This is a genomic window from Terrimonas alba (assembly GCF_042434975.1).
Lineage (GTDB): Bacteria > Bacteroidota > Bacteroidia > Chitinophagales > Chitinophagaceae > Terrimonas_B > Terrimonas_B alba.
This window is the reverse complement of the sequence record NZ_JBHMQM010000001.1, coordinates 136,862-154,357: the sequence shown is the minus strand read 5'-3', so window position 1 is coordinate 154,357 and position 17,496 is coordinate 136,862. Positions and strand designations below refer to the sequence as shown.

Annotated in this window: 17 protein-coding genes; 2 read left to right on the top strand and 15 right to left on the bottom strand. The window is 41.7% G+C overall.

The genetic code is table 11. The features are described 5' to 3' along the window. Positions 1-25 precede the first annotated feature (25 nt). The 7 genes from preA to ACFEL9_RS00705 all read right to left on the bottom strand — a co-directional run bounded on the left by preA (position 26) and on the right by ACFEL9_RS00705 (position 9,956). Positions 26-1,294 (bottom strand): NAD-dependent dihydropyrimidine dehydrogenase subunit PreA, encoded by a 1,269-nt coding sequence (gene preA, locus ACFEL9_RS00735; protein WP_385885230.1) that lies wholly within the window; start codon positions 1,292-1,294, stop codon positions 26-28. Positions 1,295-1,472: 178 nt separating this feature from the next. Beyond that, entirely contained in the window at positions 1,473-2,816 is a 1,344-nt protein-coding gene (locus tag ACFEL9_RS00730; protein ID WP_385885228.1) for an NAD(P)-dependent oxidoreductase, read from the bottom strand. Between the two features lie 110 nt (positions 2,817-2,926). Next, positions 2,927-3,793, bottom strand: a complete 867-nt coding sequence (locus tag ACFEL9_RS00725; protein WP_385885226.1) for a nitrilase-related carbon-nitrogen hydrolase — start codon at positions 3,791-3,793, stop codon at positions 2,927-2,929. A 79-nt stretch (positions 3,794-3,872) separates the two neighbouring features. Further along, the gene (gene hydA, locus ACFEL9_RS00720; protein ID WP_385885224.1) at positions 3,873-5,255 is read right to left on the bottom strand and encodes a dihydropyrimidinase; all 1,383 of its coding nucleotides are present in this window, start codon (positions 5,253-5,255) and stop codon (positions 3,873-3,875) included. A gap of 54 nt (positions 5,256-5,309) precedes the next feature. Next, positions 5,310-6,824: an NCS1 family nucleobase:cation symporter-1 gene (locus ACFEL9_RS00715; RefSeq protein WP_385885222.1), complete on the bottom strand. Its 1,515-nt coding sequence runs from the start codon at positions 6,822-6,824 to the stop codon at positions 5,310-5,312. Between the two features lie 137 nt (positions 6,825-6,961). Beyond that, complete coding sequence (locus ACFEL9_RS00710; protein ID WP_385885220.1) at positions 6,962-8,302, bottom strand: aminotransferase class III-fold pyridoxal phosphate-dependent enzyme; 1,341 nt, start codon at positions 8,300-8,302, stop codon at positions 6,962-6,964. Positions 8,303-8,498: 196 nt separating this feature from the next. Next, positions 8,499-9,956: a CoA-acylating methylmalonate-semialdehyde dehydrogenase gene (locus ACFEL9_RS00705; protein WP_385885218.1), complete on the bottom strand. Its 1,458-nt coding sequence runs from the start codon at positions 9,954-9,956 to the stop codon at positions 8,499-8,501. 195 nt (positions 9,957-10,151) lie between these two features. Here ACFEL9_RS00705 and ACFEL9_RS00700 point away from each other — a divergent pair, with 195 nt between their 5' ends. Together ACFEL9_RS00700 and ACFEL9_RS00695 are read left to right on the top strand one after the other, a co-directional pair. Continuing rightward, entirely contained in the window at positions 10,152-10,742 is a 591-nt protein-coding gene (locus ACFEL9_RS00700; protein WP_385885216.1) for a TrmH family RNA methyltransferase, read from the top strand. Positions 10,743-10,778: 36 nt separating this feature from the next. After that, on the top strand, positions 10,779-11,252 hold the full coding sequence (locus ACFEL9_RS00695; RefSeq protein ID WP_385885214.1) for a TlpA disulfide reductase family protein: 474 nt from the start codon (positions 10,779-10,781) through the stop codon (positions 11,250-11,252). A 1-nt stretch (position 11,253) separates the two neighbouring features. Here ACFEL9_RS00695 and ACFEL9_RS00690 read toward each other — a convergent pair whose 3' ends face one another. The 8 genes from ACFEL9_RS00690 to ACFEL9_RS00655 all read right to left on the bottom strand — a co-directional run bounded on the left by ACFEL9_RS00690 (position 11,254) and on the right by ACFEL9_RS00655 (position 17,484). Further along, positions 11,254-11,451: a hypothetical protein gene (locus tag ACFEL9_RS00690; RefSeq protein ID WP_385885213.1), complete on the bottom strand. Its 198-nt coding sequence runs from the start codon at positions 11,449-11,451 to the stop codon at positions 11,254-11,256. 119 nt (positions 11,452-11,570) lie between these two features. Continuing rightward, the gene (locus ACFEL9_RS00685; RefSeq protein WP_385885211.1) at positions 11,571-12,176 is read right to left on the bottom strand and encodes a thioredoxin family protein; all 606 of its coding nucleotides are present in this window, start codon (positions 12,174-12,176) and stop codon (positions 11,571-11,573) included. A 39-nt stretch (positions 12,177-12,215) separates the two neighbouring features. Next, complete coding sequence (locus tag ACFEL9_RS00680; protein ID WP_385885209.1) at positions 12,216-13,181, bottom strand: YihY/virulence factor BrkB family protein; 966 nt, start codon at positions 13,179-13,181, stop codon at positions 12,216-12,218. A 9-nt stretch (positions 13,182-13,190) separates the two neighbouring features. Next, entirely contained in the window at positions 13,191-14,201 is a 1,011-nt protein-coding gene (gene mltG / locus ACFEL9_RS00675; protein ID WP_385885207.1) for an endolytic transglycosylase MltG, read from the bottom strand. 138 nt (positions 14,202-14,339) lie between these two features. Then, entirely contained in the window at positions 14,340-14,690 is a 351-nt protein-coding gene (secG, locus tag ACFEL9_RS00670) for a preprotein translocase subunit SecG (RefSeq protein WP_385885205.1), read from the bottom strand. Position 14,691: 1 nt separating this feature from the next. Beyond that, the gene (locus tag ACFEL9_RS00665; protein WP_385885203.1) at positions 14,692-15,522 is read right to left on the bottom strand and encodes a DUF8458 domain-containing protein; all 831 of its coding nucleotides are present in this window, start codon (positions 15,520-15,522) and stop codon (positions 14,692-14,694) included. Positions 15,523-15,629: 107 nt separating this feature from the next. Continuing rightward, positions 15,630-16,253, bottom strand: a complete 624-nt coding sequence (gene lptE / locus ACFEL9_RS00660; protein WP_385885201.1) for an LPS assembly lipoprotein LptE — start codon at positions 16,251-16,253, stop codon at positions 15,630-15,632. Further along, positions 16,246-17,484 (bottom strand): sigma-54 interaction domain-containing protein, encoded by a 1,239-nt coding sequence (locus ACFEL9_RS00655; protein ID WP_385885199.1) that lies wholly within the window; start codon positions 17,482-17,484, stop codon positions 16,246-16,248. The genes lptE and ACFEL9_RS00655 overlap by 8 nt, the downstream gene beginning before the upstream one ends. Positions 17,485-17,496: the final 12 nt, after the last annotated feature.

The window sequence follows — 17,496 nt, the reverse complement described above, 5'->3', positions numbered from 1 at the left end:
AAAAAAAGTATTGAAGGCGGAAGTATTAATGATCATTCAGGGGTAGCCCCCTGCGTACAAATTCTTTCCAGTTCAGGTATTCTTCCCCTTTTCGGTGCACTTCCATAGTGATACATTGATCAACAGGGCATATCAGCTCGCAAAGATTGCAACCCACGCATTCTTCTTCAATCACGGTATATGTATTATAAGGATTACCATAGTTCAGTTTAATAGACTGATGGGATGTGTCTTCACAAGCGATATAGCACAGGCCGCAATGGATACATTTATCCTGGTTTATTTTGGCGATATGATGATAATTGATATCCAAATCCTCCCAATGTGTGATGGTGCTTACAGATTTGCCGATAAAATCATCAAGGGTATTAAAACCTTTCTCATCCATCCAGTTGGTAAGCCCCTCAATCATATCATCAATAATTCTGAAGCCATGCTTCATTGCTGCTGTACATACCTGCACATTCGAAGCGCCGAGCAACATAAATTCAACGGCATCTTTCCAGGTACTGATACCACCAATTCCTGAAATGGGAACCTGCCTGGTCAACTCATCCTGCGCAATAGTCGTCAGCATTTTTAAAGCGATAGGTTTCACAGCAGGTCCGCAGTAACCGCCAAACACTGATTTGCCCGCTACATAAGGATTGGGAACCAGCGTATCGAGGTCAACACCCGTCACTGATTGTATCGTGTTGATTAATGATAATCCATTGGTGCCTGCTTTTACCACCGATCTTCCTGTTGGTACCACGGAGTGAACATTGGGAGTAAGTTTGGTAATAACGGGAATCGTTGCCGCTTCCATTACCCACTCCACTACCATGCAGGCGATCTCGGGATCTTGTCCTACAGTAGCACCCATTCCTCTTTCTGTCATGCCGTGCGGGCAACCAAAGTTTAATTCCAGTCCGTGTGCGCCGGTATCTTCTACTTTTTTTATCAGTTCATGCCAGCTCTTTTTGTCATTGTCAGCCATCAATGAAACAACCATGGCACGATCAGGAAATAATTTGATGCACTCCGTAATTTCTTTCAGGTTGATGTCCATCGGGCGATCACTGATGAGCTCGATATTATTAAAACCCATCACCCGTTGCCGTCCGAAATCAACAGCTGAATATCTTGATGACACATTTTTCACTTGTGATCCCAATGTCTTCCAGACCACACCACCCCAACCTGCTTCGAAGGCACGAAGTACATTATACTTTTTATCCGTGGGCGGGGCACTCGCCAGCCAGAATGGGTTGGGAGATTTGATGCCGAGAAAATTTGAACTGATGTTTGCCATAAGTTTTTCTTTTATGTTACCAACTTCAGTAATTCTAATCGTCGTCTGTTGCGCCTGTCTGCCGACAAAGGCAGGTCGCACACTTCATCGTTCTGTTCGCTATGCAATTGTCTGAACTGGGATTTATTGGATTTACAGGATTTTGAGATTAGTTTCCTTTTAATTTAATCCTCCCCAATCATGGTTCAGACAAATAGGCGAGTATCGCTTTTGCCCCAAGTTTTCCCGCCTGCACTGCATCTACCACTTCCTTTCCTCCGTTGACACAATCACCACCCGCAAAAACACCTTTGATATTAGTAGAACAATTTTTATCAATAACCAATTTTCCGTTTTTGTTTTCCAGTTGATTATTTTTTACCAACTCTTCAAAAGGCACTTGCCCTGCTGCTTTGATAACCATATCAACAGTCAGCGTAAATGTTTCGCCGGTATCAACCGGAGTTCTTCTTCCAGTTGTATCCGGATCGCCTAGTTTCATCACACTGCAAAGCAATTCTTTTACTTTTCCCTTTTCACCTTTCACTTCTTTCGGAGCTGCCAGCCAGATGATTTCACAGCCATCTAACTTAGCGATGTCCAGCTCAACATCCGTACAGGGTTTTTCCTCTTCTGTTCTCCTGTAAACTAATGTTACTTCTTTTGCTCCCAGTCGTTTTGCTTGCGTAGCCGCATCGATCGCTGTCATTCCCATTCCAATCACAGCAACCTTATCTCCAACCGGAACAGATGAATATTCTCTGCTGCGTATATCATAAATGAAACTGATAGCATCTACCACACCTTCCAATTCTTCGCCGGGTATATCCAATTGTCTTGCCACTCCTACGCCAATGCCGAGATAAACGGCATCATAATTTTTTTGGAGTTCAGCCAGGATTATATCCGGCCCCAGTTCCTGGTTGTATTTTATATCAATACCGCCAATAGCCGTGATGTAATTCACTTCATCTTCGCAAAATTGTGGTGTTACTTTATAAGCAGCGATTCCATAAGTCATCAGGCCGCCCCCTTTTGATTCTTTTTCATAGATCGTTACATCAACGCCTTCTCTTGATAAGGTATGAGCGCAGCTTAAACCAGCGGGGCCGGCGCCTACAACAGCACATTTTTTCCCCGTTGATTTTTTTCGTTCAAACAATTGCCAGTTGTTTTCCAATGCTATTTCCGTAGAGTAGCGCTGCAATCTTGCAATCGGAATTGGTTCTTCTTCCAACAAGTTGTACACACAGGCGCCTTCGCATAATTTTTCAACGGGGCAAACTCTTGAACAACCGGCACCCATGATATTGGAAGAAAAAATAGTATGAGCAGATCCTTTTATATTTTCCGTCGTGATCTGTTTAATGAACTTAGGAATATCAATATGTGTTGGACAACTTTTTGTGCAGGGAGCGTCATAGCAAAACAGGCAACGATTGGCATCCACTTCAGCTGCTGTTTTGTTTTCAAACGGCGGATGAATGTCAGCGAAGTTTTGTTCGTATTGCTCTTTGTTTAATCTGTTGTTGACTATAGCCATTTTTTATGTATTGAATGTGGAGTGTGTCGAATATGGAAAAGTGAAAATTAAAAACGGTCAATAGTAAAAATCATTTCCACATTTTTTCACATCAGCACATTTCGCATTATTTAAAGCTCTACCAACTTTCCATAGGTCTCCGGTCTTCTGTCCCTGAAAAATTGCCAGGTAGCTCTCACTTCTTCAATCATATCCAAATCAAAATCAGCGATCAATAATTCATCTTTATCCTCACTGGCCTGGGCAAATATTTGTCCTCTTGGATCAACAAAATAACTGTTGCCATAAAACTTGCCAAGGTTCCAGGGTTTTTCTGTACCTACTCTATTGATGCATCCCATGAAATATCCGTTGGCAGCAGCATGAGCTGGTTGTTCCAGTTTCCATAAATATTGTGAAAGGCCTGCTACTGTCGCCGAAGGATTATAAACGATCTCCGCTCCATTTAAACCAAGGCACCTTGCTCCATCCGGAAAATGACGATCATAGCAGATATAAACACCCACTTTCGCATATTTTGTTTGAAAGACCGGGTAACCAAGATTACCAGGCTTGAAGAAAAATTTTTCCCAAAAACCAGAGGTATGCGGGATATGATTTTTCCGGTACTTACCTAAAAATGTTCCATCTGCATCAATCACTGCTGCTGTGTTATATAAAACACCCGCCTGTTCTTTTTCATAGATCGGAACGATCATGACCATATTATATTTCTTTGCATACTCCTGCATTCGTGCAACAGTAGGACCAGGAACTGCTTCTGCTGATTCATACCATGCCTTATCCTGCCCGGGGCAGAAATACGGCGTGTTAAAAATCTCCTGCAGGCAAAGTATCTGGACACCTTTTTTCCCGGCTTCTTCAATTAAAGGGATATGTTTTTGCACCATGGCTTCCTTGATCTCTTCTATGGTTCCTTCACCTTCTGTTTTTGGCAACGACATTTGAATAAGTCCTGATTTAATCATTCTTGGCATGAGATAATAAGTTTTAAAGTTTTAAGTTTTCCAGTTGCGAAAATTAATTTTCTATTTCCTTCATAATCCTTTTAATCGCTTAAATCATGGATCTGACTTTCTTTCGTTTAATAAATTTTCCATAGCCTTTCTCCACTAAGCATTTGTTCTCATCAATTGCAACCTGTCCTCTTAATAACACTGTTTTCACTTTTCCTATTACTTCCCAACCCTCGTAACCGCTGTAGTCAACATTCATGTGATGCGTTTTGGCGGACAACACATGTTTTTCATTTGGATCAAAAATTACAATGTCGGCATCACTACCCACAGCAATTGTTCCTTTTCGCGGAAACATGCCGAATATTTTTGCCGGGTTGGTGCAGGCTACTTCTACATACTTGTTTAATGTTATCTTTCCTTTATGCACGCCTTCACTATATAAAAGTTCCATCCTGTTTTCAATAGCCGGGTGTCCATTGGGTATTTTAGAAAAATCATCTTTACCCATCAGTTTTTGTTCCCATTTGAATGGACAATGATCCGTTGCTACTACTTGCACCAATCCCTGGTTGATGCCGGCCCACAGTGTTTCCTGGTCTTTTTTCTGCCGGAGCGGTGGGCTCATCACCCATTTGGCGCCTTCAAAATCTTTTTGATATAACGTAGCATCAAGCAGCAAATATTGTATGCAGGTCTCCACAAATAGCTTTTGATTTCGCCGGGTGGCATTTCGAACGGCATTTAGTGCGCCTTCGCAGGTCAGGTGAACGATATAACCAGGACAGCCGGTATAATTGGCCATATCGACAAAGCGTTCGCTGGCTTCAGCTTCCGTTACTTCCGGCTGTGACAAATAGTGATAAAGTGGTGAAAGTTTTCCTTCATTTCGGTGCTTAGCGACCAAGTAGTCGATCATATCACCATTGGTAGCATGTACATTGATCAGGCCGCCATGTTTTTTTACTTCATCCATTAAGCCAACCATTTGCCGGTCATCAATCATCAGCGCACCTTTATAGGCCATAAAAGTTTTGAAAGAAGTGATACCTTCTTTTTCGATCATCTCCTGAACTTCTTTCTTCGTAGTATCGTTGAAGTCAGTGACAGCCATGTGGAAACTGTAATCACCGACACAGTTATTATCGCTCCGGTCCTTCCATTCTTCCAATGCGGAGCGTAATGAATTGCCTTGCTTTTGTAAAATAAAATCGATTACCATCGTCGTGCCGCCATACAGAGCAGCTCTTGTTCCGGTTTCGTAATTATCGCTGCTAAAGGTTCCCATAAAGGGCATATCCAGGTGAACATGCGGATCGATCCCACCAGGAAAAACAAGCTTACCGCTGGCATCAATTTCCTTCGCAGCTTTTAGCGGGAGATTTTTTCCGATAACCTGTATGGTTTCGTCCTCAATGAAAATGTCAGCAACATAATCATCCGTAGCAGTAATTACTCTTCCATTTTTTATCAGGATTGACATACAAAAGTTTTAACTGTACAATTCATTTCATTAGTTCTGCATAGAAGATGACAACTATTTCGGTTGTAGCATATCTGTATTTGGCACACTTCTAACAATATCCTCATAATCCATTTTCATCTTCTGAATCATGGTTCTCTTCATTAGTAAGATATAAAGAATACCACTGACAAAAAATCCAACGAACCAGGCATAATTATATAACTGGGCAATCCAGGCAGCCACTGCATCCATTGGTAATACTTTTATTGTGACAAGAAACCCGGGGACATTTGGCAATATCCCTATCAGCAATGCAAGGATTGCATTGGTATTAAAGCCATTCTTAAAACTGTAAATACCGTTATGTTTATATAATTCATTTACGGCTAATTGCTGTCGGCGAATAAAGTAATAGTCTGCAATCATGATGCCGCCAACCGGTCCAAGCAAACTTGAATAAGCTATCAGCCAGGTAAAAATATACCCGGTAGGATCAGCGATCAATTTCCACGGGAAAATCAAGACGCCAATCACACCGGTGATATAACCGCCCATTCTAAAATTGATTTTATTAGGAGCAAGGTTGGAAAAATCATTGGCCGGACTTACAATGTTGGCGGCGATATTGGTAGCTAAAGTTGAAATAGCAACGGCAATCATGGCAAAGGTCACCATCATTTTGTTTTCAAATTTTCCGGCCAGTGCTACAGGATCCCAAATAGTATTACCATACACAATAGCTGTTGCTGAAGTTACCACCACACCAATAAATGCAAACAGGGTCATCGAGGGAGGCAAGCCAATTGCCTGCCCTCTTATCTGTGCTTTTTGTGATTTGGCATAGCGGGTAAAATCAGGAATGTTTAAAGATAAGGTTGCCCAAAAACCGACCATGCCTGTTAGTGCCGGAAAGAAATAATTCCAGAATGATGCACCCGATAATTTTGATGGCTGTTCTAATATAGGCCCCAATCCATTGGCAGCACTAATAGCCCAGAACAATAAAGCCAATGCAGCCACCGGAAGAAAAATGGCTTTGAATACTAATAATTTTTTTATGCTTTCTACACCGAGGTAAACAATAAACATGTTCAACAACCAAAAAACAAGAAAGCAGATCATTGGTATGGTCTGTGGAAACAAAGACTGGTTGTCAATTTCCGGTAATGATGGGTTCCATGCCCTTAGTATATTATAAATAGCGGCAGCACCGATCCATGTTTGGATACCAAACCAGCCACAGGCTACAATAGCTCTTAGTATGGCGGGAACATTGGCGCCTTTTGTTCCAAAGCTAGCCCTTGCAAAAACGGGAAAGGGTATTCCATATTTTGCACCGGCGTGACCGTTTAAGATCATGGGTATTAAAACAATCGTGTTACCGAGAAATATGGTCAAAATAGCCTGCCACCAATTCATGCCGCCACCGATCAGTGAACTTGCCAACATGTAGGTAGGGATACAAAGGCTCATGCTTATCCATAGCGCTGCATAATTCCATGTTCCCCATTTTCTTTTTTCGGTTGGAATAGGGGCGAGGTCTTCGTTGATGAGAGATGACGGTTGTATATTTTTATTTTCATTCATTGTCTGAACCGGGATTTATAAGATTATTGGGATTGGGAGGATTATTAATAGGTTACATCATAATATTCTATTTCTCAAAATAAATTCAGAACGTTGATGGTTTTCTCATTAATCTCATACATCCCATTAATCCTGGTTCAGACGTTTTCATCTGCAATCTTTAACGCTTCGCTGATGATCGCCAGTCCTTCGTCAATCTGTTCTTTTGTAACAATCAATGGCGGTGCGATAAAAATATAACTCCAGCGTACAAACGTGTACATCCCGAGTTCTTTGATCTTTGCCGCTACTTTGTTCATCACCGTCATTTCCTCAGGCTTTGCATTGAATGGGGCCATCGGTTCTTTTGTTTGCCGGTTTTTCACCAATTCCAGGCAACCCAGTAAGCCAGTGTTTCGCCAATCACCAATGCTTGGATGTTTTTGTTTTAACTTTTCGATTTGCGCATCCAGGTATTTACCCATAGCTGCAGCATTAGCGATCAGGTCCTCATCTTCATAGATCTTTATTGTTTCGAGTGCAGCGGCGCAGCTGACGGGATGAGCCGAATAAGTAAGGCCCAATGGCAACATCGCATCATCATATTTTGCAGCGATCTTATCCGATACCATCAGGCAACCAAAAGGAAGATAGCCACAGGTTAATCCTTTGGCCATACATATCATATCAGGTATGATGCCGTGGTTTTCAAAACCAAACCATTTTCCCGTGCGGCCAAAGCCGCTCATCACTTCATCCATAATTAATAAAATACCATGCTTGTTACAGATCTCTTTTACAGCTTTCAGATAACCAACCGGGTATTGCAAACAACCTGATGAACCAGATTCACCTTCCAATAAAATAGCAGCGATATTTCCAGGGTTCTCATAAGCAATCATTCTTTCCAGTTGTGCCACCGATTCTTTCAGCAAACTTTCTTCGCCGTACTCCCAGCGATATAGGTAAGGAATATCGATATGCACAAAGTTGGGAGCCTGCTGTGCGTCTACCGGGATTCTTCTCGGGTCACCGCTGGCAGAGATAGCGCCTATGGAGGCGCCATGGTAAGACTGATAGCGGCTTAATATTTTATGACGGCCTGTATATAATCTTGCAAGTTTAATTCCGTTTTCAATGGAAGTAGCGCCGCATAAAGTAAAAAAAGCTTTATTCAGGTCGCCGGGACAAATTGCCGCTAGTTTTTTCCCCAATTCACCCCGCACTTTTGTCACACAACTGGGAGTAACATAAGCAACCTCCTGCATTTGTTTAACCACGGCATCAGTGATGCGCTGATTGCCGTGTCCGATATTCACATTCATCAATCCCGACGAAAAGTCAATATATTTTTTGCCATCATAGTCATAGAGATAAATGCCTTCACCGTATTTTACAGCTATAGGATTAGTACCTTTTTGTTTGCTCCAGGAAAACAACGTGTAATCCTGGTTGTTTTGAATGATGTCCTGGGATTCTGAAATTGTTTTTGTGCTCATATAGTGGGGAACGCAGATTATTATGATTGTTAAAGATTGATTATGGATTTTAATCTGCGTATATTATTAAAATCATAATCATTGTCGTGTTCTTAATCCATTTGTCTGAACCGTGATTTGGGTAGATTAAAAGATTTTATAGATTTTTTGAGTTTACAATTTTCCTCCTAATCCCTATAATCCCATAAATCATGGTTCAAGACATCCAATTAATCCCCGCTTCAGGATTCCATTTAGTTGTACTTTTCTTCAGCTTTGTCCAAAACTCAATGGAGCTTTTGCCTGTTATATCACCTACACCAAACTTACTTTCATTCCAACCGCCGAAGGAGAAAGGTTCTCTCGGCACGGGTACGCCGATATTTACACCGATCATTCCTGCACTGGCCCTGTCAATGATATAGCGGGCCATACCACCATTTTGTGTAAACACCGAAGCCGCATTGCCGTAAGGATTGGCATTTTCGATAGCCAGTGCTTCATCAACGGTATCGGTTCGCATGATAGAGATAACCGGCCCGAAAATTTCCTCTGTTGCAACAGACATCTCAGGTTTTACATAGTCGATCACTGTGGGGCCGACATACGTTCCTTTTTCTTTGCCCTTTACGGTTACATGCCGACCATCCACCAACACCTTTGCTCCCTGTTGCTCTGCTTCTGTTATATATTTTTCAATTCGTTCCTGTGAAGCTTTATTAATAACAGCGCCGAGGTTTTCTCCCGGAATAATTTTTTTTGCCTCCTCACATATTTTATCAATGATGTGATCGATATTTCCTACACCCACCATAGCCGAGGCCGCCATACAACGCTGTCCGGCACAACCACTCATACTGGCGGCAACATTTTGCGCCGTCATGGCAGGAATAGCATCCGGCAATACCATCAGGTGATTTTTAGCACCGCCGAGAGCAAGGCATCTTTTAAAATGAGAAGTGGAACGTTGATAAACGATCTTTGCAACTTTGGTTGAGCCCACAAATGAAACAGCTTCTATACCCGGATGATCGCAAATAGCTTCCACGATTTCGCTATCACCATGCACGACGTTAAAGACACCATCAGGCAGACCGGCCTCTTTTAAAAGTTCAGCCAATCTGCCACAGCTCAAAGGAACTTTTTCTGATGGTTTTATGATCATGCAGTTGCCTAAAGCAATTGCATTGGGTATGGTCCAGTTGGGAACCATGGATGGAAAGTTAAAAGGTACGATAGAAGCAACAACTCCCAGCGGCACATGCTCTGTCCGGCACTCAACTCCTTTACTTACCTCCAGTACTTCGCCGGTGATTAGTTGCGGCAGCGAAGTAGCAAACTCAGTGAGTTCGATACTTTTTTCAATTTCGGCCAATGCTTCGCCGTAGGTTTTGCCATTTTCTTCCTGCACTAGTTCCGATAGTTCACGGATATGTTTTTCCAATAAGTATTTATAACGAAAGAAAACCTGCACTCTTTCTTTGATCGGTGTTTTGCTCCAGGCAGGAAAAGCAGCTTTAGCCGCTTTGACAGCACTATCGAGATCCGCAGCCGTTGACATTGGCACTTTGGAAAGTAATTCGCCATCAATGGGTGAAATGACTTCAAGCGACCGTTCGGATGAGGCATTGACAAACTTTCCGTTAATATAATTTTGAACAGGTGAGTACTTCATAAAATGTTTTTTCTTTGTCACAAAAGGGCGAAAATCATTCCTTATAAATATACTTAATTTTCCCCTGTAAATTGTTAGTAGTTAATAGAGCAGGGTGAACCTTTGATGAAATTTTTCAAACCGATGTTGTGTAATTTCGACCTGAAAAATTTCATGTCGGTTTAGACGGGAATGCAAGCTAAAGCCTGTTGATTTATGACACCACAACGAATGGAAAAATTGACCGCTGTATTAAACAAACGACAGGACGATATCACCATCGTTCTGGAAAATGTGTTTGATCCGCATAATATTTCCGCAGTGATGAGAACCTGCGATGCGGTGGGAATACAGGAGCTTTTTATTTTGAATACGAGAATTCCCCGGCATAAAAAATGGGGCTTCAAAAGTTCATCCAGTGCAAAAAAATGGCTGACTGTTCATCAGTATGAAAATGCAGAGGAATGTTTTTCATCATTGCGCAAAAGATATTCATCCATTTTAACGACTCATTTAAGTGACGATGCAGTAAGTTTATACCAGTTGGACTTTACCAAAAGCATAGCGCTGGTGTTTGGCAACGAACATAACGGCGTAAGTGATGAGATACGAGCGATGGCAGATGGCAATTTCGTGATACCGCAGGCTGGAATTATTCAATCATTGAATATTAGCGTTGCTTGTGCTGTTAGTTTATACGAAGCATACCGGCAAAAATCCCTGGCTGGTCACTATGACCAGCGTAAACTGGATGACGCGAGATACAATGAGCTATTAAACGAGTGGAGTTTTAAAAGAACGGAATAGAATTTTTAAATGTTCATTATTCAGTTGGCAATGAGAATGATCACTATAACAATTGCGTTACTTTTTGTTATCCCTGTATTGGGACAACAGGCAAAAAAAATAAAGATCACGGATCTTGAAAAAATAATTGTGGAAAGCAAAACGCCGCTGGTGATCAATTTTTGGGCCACCTATTGCAAACCATGTATCGAAGAAATGCCCTATTTCCTGGACCTTGAAAAAGAATATAAGAAAGACAACCTGCAGCTATTGCTTGTCAGCCTCGACATGGAAGATGATTACCCGTCGAAGGTCGATGCATTTCTGCAAAAAAGAAAAATAACCAGTTGGTCAGCCTGGCTGGATGAAACCAATGCAGATTATTTCTGCCCCAAAATTGATGCATCCTGGTCAGGTGCGTTACCGGCCACTCTTTTCGTCAACAATAACGACAAGTATAAAAAGTTTGCCGAAGATTCCTTTTCTAAGGAGAAACTGAAAAAAGAAATAGAAGTTATGTTGAAACGGTAAGCTAAACGGTATCTTCCTGTTCAGCCTGCTCTTTTGCCTGCACCAGCAGGTATAGAAAATAGATGCCTGCACAAAGACTTACAATAGCCAATACCAATCCAAGCGGACTGCCAGCTTGTATACTTTTTGCGATAGAATAGCCAACCATTACCATAAAGCCAAGGATAATAGCTTTGTTGATCAGTGCGGGGGATAACATAAGCGTGGTTTTTTTGGTGATAAAGTGAACGATCCAACATTAGGATGCAAGGCTGATTTATTTCCATATGGGTACATAAAAAAGCCTGCAATTTTTTTGCAAGCTGTCATGTTTCCGGTTTATAATCTTTTTATAGTGCAGCCAACGGAACGGGTAGTGGCAGTAGACACCTGTTTACCAGCTACCATTTCTTCGATAGCAATTTTAGCATGCTGTCTTGTTACTTTAGCGGGACCGTTTGCATTGTCATCGATAGCACCGTGGTAGACCAGCCTACCTGATTTGTCAAAGAGGAATAGTTCCGGAGTGCGGGTGGCGCCAAAGGCATCGGCCATTACTGAATTTTTGTCAACCAGGTAACTGAATTTGTACCCTTGTTCCCTGGCATAGTTCTTCATGTCTTCATACGATTCGCCATCATCTCTTGTCGCTTCGTTGGAGTTCAGTAACACTACCCCGATGTCATTATCACTGGCAAACTTTCCTATTTCCAATGTTCTTGATTGGTATTTACCAACGACAGGACAGGTATTGCAACTAAACATGACCAGCAATCCATTTTTCTTATTTACATCCTTAAAAGAAACTTCTTTGCCTGAAATGTCTTTCATTTTTGTGTCTGGGTTAGGCAGTGCGGAACCGATTGGTAACGGCTCATTCATTAAATGAGCCAGAAGCAAACCGATTGCCAGGGCAGGCGCCAGCGGGAAGAATGATTTTTGCATAGCGTTAGGTTTAGGGGTCTTTACAAATTTCAACAAAAATCAGGCTACATGATTTCCGCTGGCAAGGTTTTTATTCCTTTCATCCACTTCATGCTTTAAGGAATTGATACTCACATTTAGTTCGAATCCAATCAGCAATACCAGGGAGTTAAAATAAATTAATAACATCAGGATCAGCACCGTACTGATAGAGCCATATAGTTCATTATAATTGGAAAAGTTGCTGACCCAATAAGAGAAGCCCGCTGTAAAGAGGATCATCAGGAAGGTGGCCAGTATGGATCCGGGATTGATTAGTTTCCATCGCTTGTGCACGGAAGGCGCATAACGGTATATAAACGAAATGCAGAAGAAAAAAAGTAAAACAATAACTACCCAGCGCAGGTTATGAATCACGGTGATCAGGGTGGAATTGGTGATGCCCAACCATCGCAGTACAGATCCCTGCATGATAAGCGTCAGGATCGAAACAAAAAGTAAAATAAACAGGATAAATGTTAGTCGCAGGGCCACCAGCCGTTCATGAAAATCGTTGCGCTTTGTAAAACCAATATAGTTTCGATCAAAGGATCGCATGATGCCCATGACTGCATTGGATGAGAAAAACATGGCCAGCAAAAAGCCGGTTGATAACAAACCAGTGCGTTGGTTATTTAAAATATCCGATAAAAATTTTATCAACCTTCCGTTATTCTTTTCACCGGGCATCACATCTCTTATCAATGAAAACATCTGGTCGACGAATTCCTGTGAGATAGGCAGGTAAGGGATAAGGGTAAACAGGAATATCACGGCCGGCGGAATGGTCATGGTGAAGTTGAAAGAAATGGCCGAGGCTCTTTCGGTGAATCCTGTTTTATTGGCTTGTAAAAAGAAAAACCGGATCACATCGAAAAGCGGGATGCCCTGGAAACCCGGCAGCAAAATCTTTTTGCTTTTCCTGATCAGGAATTTTACCGGTGTTGATACCAGGAATCTTCTCCGTAGACGGGTTAGCCAATGCATGCAAATTATTTATTTGATATTCCTTTTATTCAACTCCTGCTGGTACAGTTTTGCATACTTCATATGTTCTGTATAGTTAGTAGTAAAAATATGGGTGCCATCAAAAGCACTGTTTGCAACAAAATAGATATAGTCTGTCTTGGGAGAGTTTAATACGGCATCAATGGTTTCAACTGCCGGTGTACAGATGGGACCGGGCGGCAAACCCTTATTGATATAAGTATTGTATGGCGATGGAGTATCAAGATGGCCTCTTAATACTCTTTTAATTCCAAAATCACGTAATGCAAATTTCACTGTAGGGTCCGCCTGCAAGGGCATTCCTTTTGCCATCCGGTTGAGGTACACACTGGCTACATTTGGCTTGTCTGTTTTTGAGTTGGTTTCTTCTTCAATGATAGATGCCAGCGTTGATACCTGCACAGGAGTTAAGCCAAGGTTTGTGGCTTTTTGTTTCCGTTCATCTGTCCAAAAGTTTTTATAAGCGGTATTAAAATGTTGAAAGATGGCCTGTGGCGTTGTGTTCCATTTAATCGTGTAGGTAAAAGGCATCGCTATTGCCATGACGGTACTTGTATCAAAATCGTATTCTTTCAATGAATCAGCATTATTAAGAAATCGCATCATTTGGGTTGAATCACATTCAAATGAATTACCAATGCGGGAGGCCAGCGATTCCTTTGTTCTTAATTTCGTGATCACAAAATTTACCGGGGATTGCTGGCCATTTTTCAGCATACGAACCAGGCTTACCAGGCTCATTCCTTTTTTTATTTCGTAACGCCCGGGTTTTACTTTTTCATACCTAATTATTTTTGACGCCCAGCCAAACCAAATTGAGCCAGACATTATTTTTTGTTGCTTCAGGTCCGTTTTTACACCTTCAAAATTCTGACCGGTGGGTATATAGAAATATTTTTTTTCAGGAGCATGTAAAGTAGGGCCCAAAAATTTCCAGGCAATAAAAGCAACTATTAAAACGACGGCTAGCAGAAGGCCGAGTATGATTTTTCTTTTCATCCCTTTTTAGTTTTCTGAGATATGGATAGATTATACCATTTAAATATTAATTTAATCTTGTAGCTATGGTATAAAAAAACAAATTAAACAAAAAACCCTGTCTTTGCGACAGGGTTTCTGAATATTATAACGTTTTGATTATTTGGCAGGAGAATCAAGAGGCACGGTGTTCGATGGTAATTGTGCAGGCGGTGTAGCGGGTTGCGTAGCAGCCGGAACCGATGCACCGCTGGCTTTACTATTTACTGAACCAGAAGAAGTGTTGCCAGTAATGAAAAAAGCAGAAAGCAGGCACAGAAGGCCTACAACAGCAGCAAAAATCCAGGTACCTTTTTCCAGCACATCTGTAGTTTGTTTTACGCCCATGAATTGGTTGCTGAAACCGGCAATGCTGCCAGTCAGGCCACCTCCTTTAGGGTTTTGGATCAACACGATGAGTCCTAACACCACTGAAGCCAGAATGATCAAAATCACAAATAAAATAGTCATATCACAAATTCTTTAATTGTTCAATTTTGGCTGCAAAATAAGAGCTTTTGGCGGGATTGAGCAAACTTAATTTCCGGTAGACTTCGGTGGCTTTTTGAGCATTTCCCTGCTTTTCCCACACTTCCGCCATGGTTTCAGTAACAACTTCGCGGTCGTTGATAGATACTTCTGCCATCTTCTCTACCTTTTTCTCATCAGCAGGGCTGATGTCGGCGGCAATTTCAGAGACAGGTAGTCGTTTCATCACCTTCAGCCACTCAGTAAAACTTTTAAGCTGTTTGCTAAACGAATCCCTGGGCTTTTCTTCTTCCTTAGGCTTTATTCCCTGTGAGGCAAAATAATCGATGGTGTGATACGGCTCGAATGACAGTTCTGCTTTGGATGGATCAATCGGTTCTATTTTCAGTTTCGGTATTTCTAATGCAGGTTGATTTTCCAGCGGAACTTCTTCATCAATGGGTTCGTCATTTTCCTTTTGTGTTTTGTGCGAATAGGTCTGGTCAACTACTTCTTCCACCGTAGCCGGGATTTCCATTTTGGTGTTTACATTAAAGGCAAATGGTTCGTCTTTTTTTTCAACAATCGCATAGTCTGTTTTATCATTGATCAGGTGATCGAACCATACAGGGTTTTGAAAAAACAGGGAAGCTCTCTGAATATGTTTATTGTCCGAAGAAGTGTTTTGATCTTTTAGTTTTTTTGCAAAGAGTAGCTGCGCCGGACCAAAAAAAGGATATTTGTTTACCAGTTGCTGCAATTCATCTATGGAGCAATCACGAAGTGATAATTTCCCGGTAAGGGATTTGGTTATTTCATTGACAGGAACGTTCATGGGCGCAAGGTAAGAAATTGGAGGGAAGTAGTTGAGAGTTGACGGTTGACCACAGGCAATATAGTGGTCCTTACTTTTTGTTTCTTGTACCTTGTTTCTTTATCGTTTTACCAGTTGGAAAAAATGCGGTTGAAAATATCATCTGTGAGGCCACGAATGATCTCGTCCCCAAGACTGGCTTCTGCCTGTTGTATAGATTGGCTGGCGGAAAATTCAAAATTCCGGCTTACATCATACTCCTGGGTTTTATTGGCTTTCTGATCGTTTAGGATGATATGCACTGTCACTGTTAGCCGGTTTGTTGTTTGTTGGCGATTGCCTCCCTGGGTGGTAAGACCTGAAGTGCTGAATGAATAATTGGAAATATGCCCTTTAATATCCCAGTCAGCATTGTCATTATTGGTTTGTGAAAGCCTGGTTTGGCTGACGATCTTTTGCCTGAGTTTATCCGTAAGTCTCGGGCTTAGTTGCGGGTTGACATAGGAAGCCCTGTTCTCGATGAAGTTTACTTTAACCGATCGTATACTGTCAGGAATAGAAACATCGCGGAATTTGTAAACGTTGCAACCACTGTTGCCTGCTGCTGCAAAAAGAAATGCAACGGCTACAATCGCCGGGTATAAAATACGAAGCGCTTTATTAGCGGAAAGCTTTTTGCTGTTCGTAATGCTGCCTTCTGACCCGCCTGTCCGGCAGGCAGGCTTTTGACTTCTAACTTCTGATTTATTCATCAATATCATATTCCTTCAGTTTCCTGTATAATGTCCGTTCGCTGATACCCAGGTCCATTGCCGCATCCTTTCTTTTGCTCCGATGTTTTTTTAGCGCTTTTATGATCAACTCTTTTTCCTTGTCCATGATGTTGAGACTTTCTTCTACTTCCTCGTGATCATCAATGTCATTGTTCATCAAAACGGGCTGCATAGCTTGTTGAGGCTGCTGTACCTGCGGTACTAAATAGGGTTGCAGACCATCCGCCGATTTCAATTCTTTCAGACCGTTAATAAATTCATGATCCTTGGCCACCATGCCGGGGTTTTGCAACATCTCCAGGAACATCCGCTTTAATTCTGTTACGTCTTTCTTCATGTCGAAGAAAAGTTTATAAAGAATTTCTCTTTCGTTGCCAAAATCCTGTGTAGCGCCATGATGAGACGTTAATGCAGGTAAACGATTATTGGAGTAAGGCTGCAAAAATTTATTGAGGTCTTTGGCCGTGATCAGTTTTTCCTGTGAAAGAACTGACATCTGCTCTGCAATATTCTTTAATTCCCGCACATTGCCGGGCCATGGATAATTAATTAACAGGTTTTTTGCTTCATCATCCAACTGAATAGGAGCGGTTTTATATTTATCAGCAAAATCAGCGGCGAATTTTCTAAACAACAGGTGAATATCTTCTTTCCTGTCATGCAATGCCGGCACCCGGATGGGAACAGTGCTTAAACGATAATAAAGATCTTCCCTGAATTTTCCCTGTTGCACTAATTGCAAAAGTTCCTTGTTGGTAGCGGCAATTACTCTTACATCCGTTTTCTGCACTTTGCTTGAACCTACACGAATGTATTCACCTGCTTCCAGCACCCGTAATAACCTGGCCTGTGTACCCAAAGGCATTTCACCAATCTCATCTAAAAAAATAGTACCGCCATTCACAGTCTCGAAATAACCTTTCCGCGAATCAACAGCACCGGTAAACGATCCTTTTTCATGACCAAACAATTCTGAATCGATCGTGCCCTCGGGGATAGCGCCACAGTTAACGGCTATAAAAGGATTGTGTTTCCTGTTGGATAAAGAGTGAATGATCATGGAGAATGCTTCTTTACCTACACCACTTTCTCCATTTATTAAAACTGTAAGATCCGTATTGGCTACCTGGGCGGCTACCTGCAACGCATAATTTAAGGCAGGTGAGTTACCTATAATGCCAAACCGGTTTTTTATTGATTGAATGTCCATAATGTTTGTTGC

Coding starts and splice junctions, on each gene's coding strand:
- hydA (WP_385885224.1), bottom strand. CDS start 5,255: ATGTCAATCCTGATAAAAAATGGAAGAGTAATTACTGCTACGGATGAT.
- ACFEL9_RS00730 (WP_385885228.1), bottom strand. CDS start 2,816: ATGGCTATAGTCAACAACAGATTAAACAAAGAGCAATACGAACAAAAC.
- ACFEL9_RS00710 (WP_385885220.1), bottom strand. CDS start 8,302: ATGAGCACAAAAACAATTTCAGAATCCCAGGACATCATTCAAAACAAC.
- ACFEL9_RS00655 (WP_385885199.1), bottom strand. CDS start 17,484: ATGGACATTCAATCAATAAAAAACCGGTTTGGCATTATAGGTAACTCA.
- ACFEL9_RS00665 (WP_385885203.1), bottom strand. CDS start 15,522: ATGAACGTTCCTGTCAATGAAATAACCAAATCCCTTACCGGGAAATTA.
- lptE (WP_385885201.1), bottom strand. CDS start 16,253: ATGAATAAATCAGAAGTTAGAAGTCAAAAGCCTGCCTGCCGGACAGGC.
- ACFEL9_RS00725 (WP_385885226.1), bottom strand. CDS start 3,793: ATGCCAAGAATGATTAAATCAGGACTTATTCAAATGTCGTTGCCAAAA.
- ACFEL9_RS00690 (WP_385885213.1), bottom strand. CDS start 11,451: ATGTTATCCCCCGCACTGATCAACAAAGCTATTATCCTTGGCTTTATG.
- ACFEL9_RS00695 (WP_385885214.1), top strand. CDS start 10,779: ATGATCACTATAACAATTGCGTTACTTTTTGTTATCCCTGTATTGGGA.
- ACFEL9_RS00680 (WP_385885209.1), bottom strand. CDS start 13,181: ATGCATTGGCTAACCCGTCTACGGAGAAGATTCCTGGTATCAACACCG.
- secG (WP_385885205.1), bottom strand. CDS start 14,690: ATGACTATTTTATTTGTGATTTTGATCATTCTGGCTTCAGTGGTGTTA.
- preA (WP_385885230.1), bottom strand. CDS start 1,294: ATGGCAAACATCAGTTCAAATTTTCTCGGCATCAAATCTCCCAACCCA.
- ACFEL9_RS00685 (WP_385885211.1), bottom strand. CDS start 12,176: ATGCAAAAATCATTCTTCCCGCTGGCGCCTGCCCTGGCAATCGGTTTG.
- ACFEL9_RS00715 (WP_385885222.1), bottom strand. CDS start 6,824: ATGAATGAAAATAAAAATATACAACCGTCATCTCTCATCAACGAAGAC.
- ACFEL9_RS00705 (WP_385885218.1), bottom strand. CDS start 9,956: ATGAAGTACTCACCTGTTCAAAATTATATTAACGGAAAGTTTGTCAAT.
- mltG (WP_385885207.1), bottom strand. CDS start 14,201: ATGAAAAGAAAAATCATACTCGGCCTTCTGCTAGCCGTCGTTTTAATA.
- ACFEL9_RS00700 (WP_385885216.1), top strand. CDS start 10,152: ATGACACCACAACGAATGGAAAAATTGACCGCTGTATTAAACAAACGA.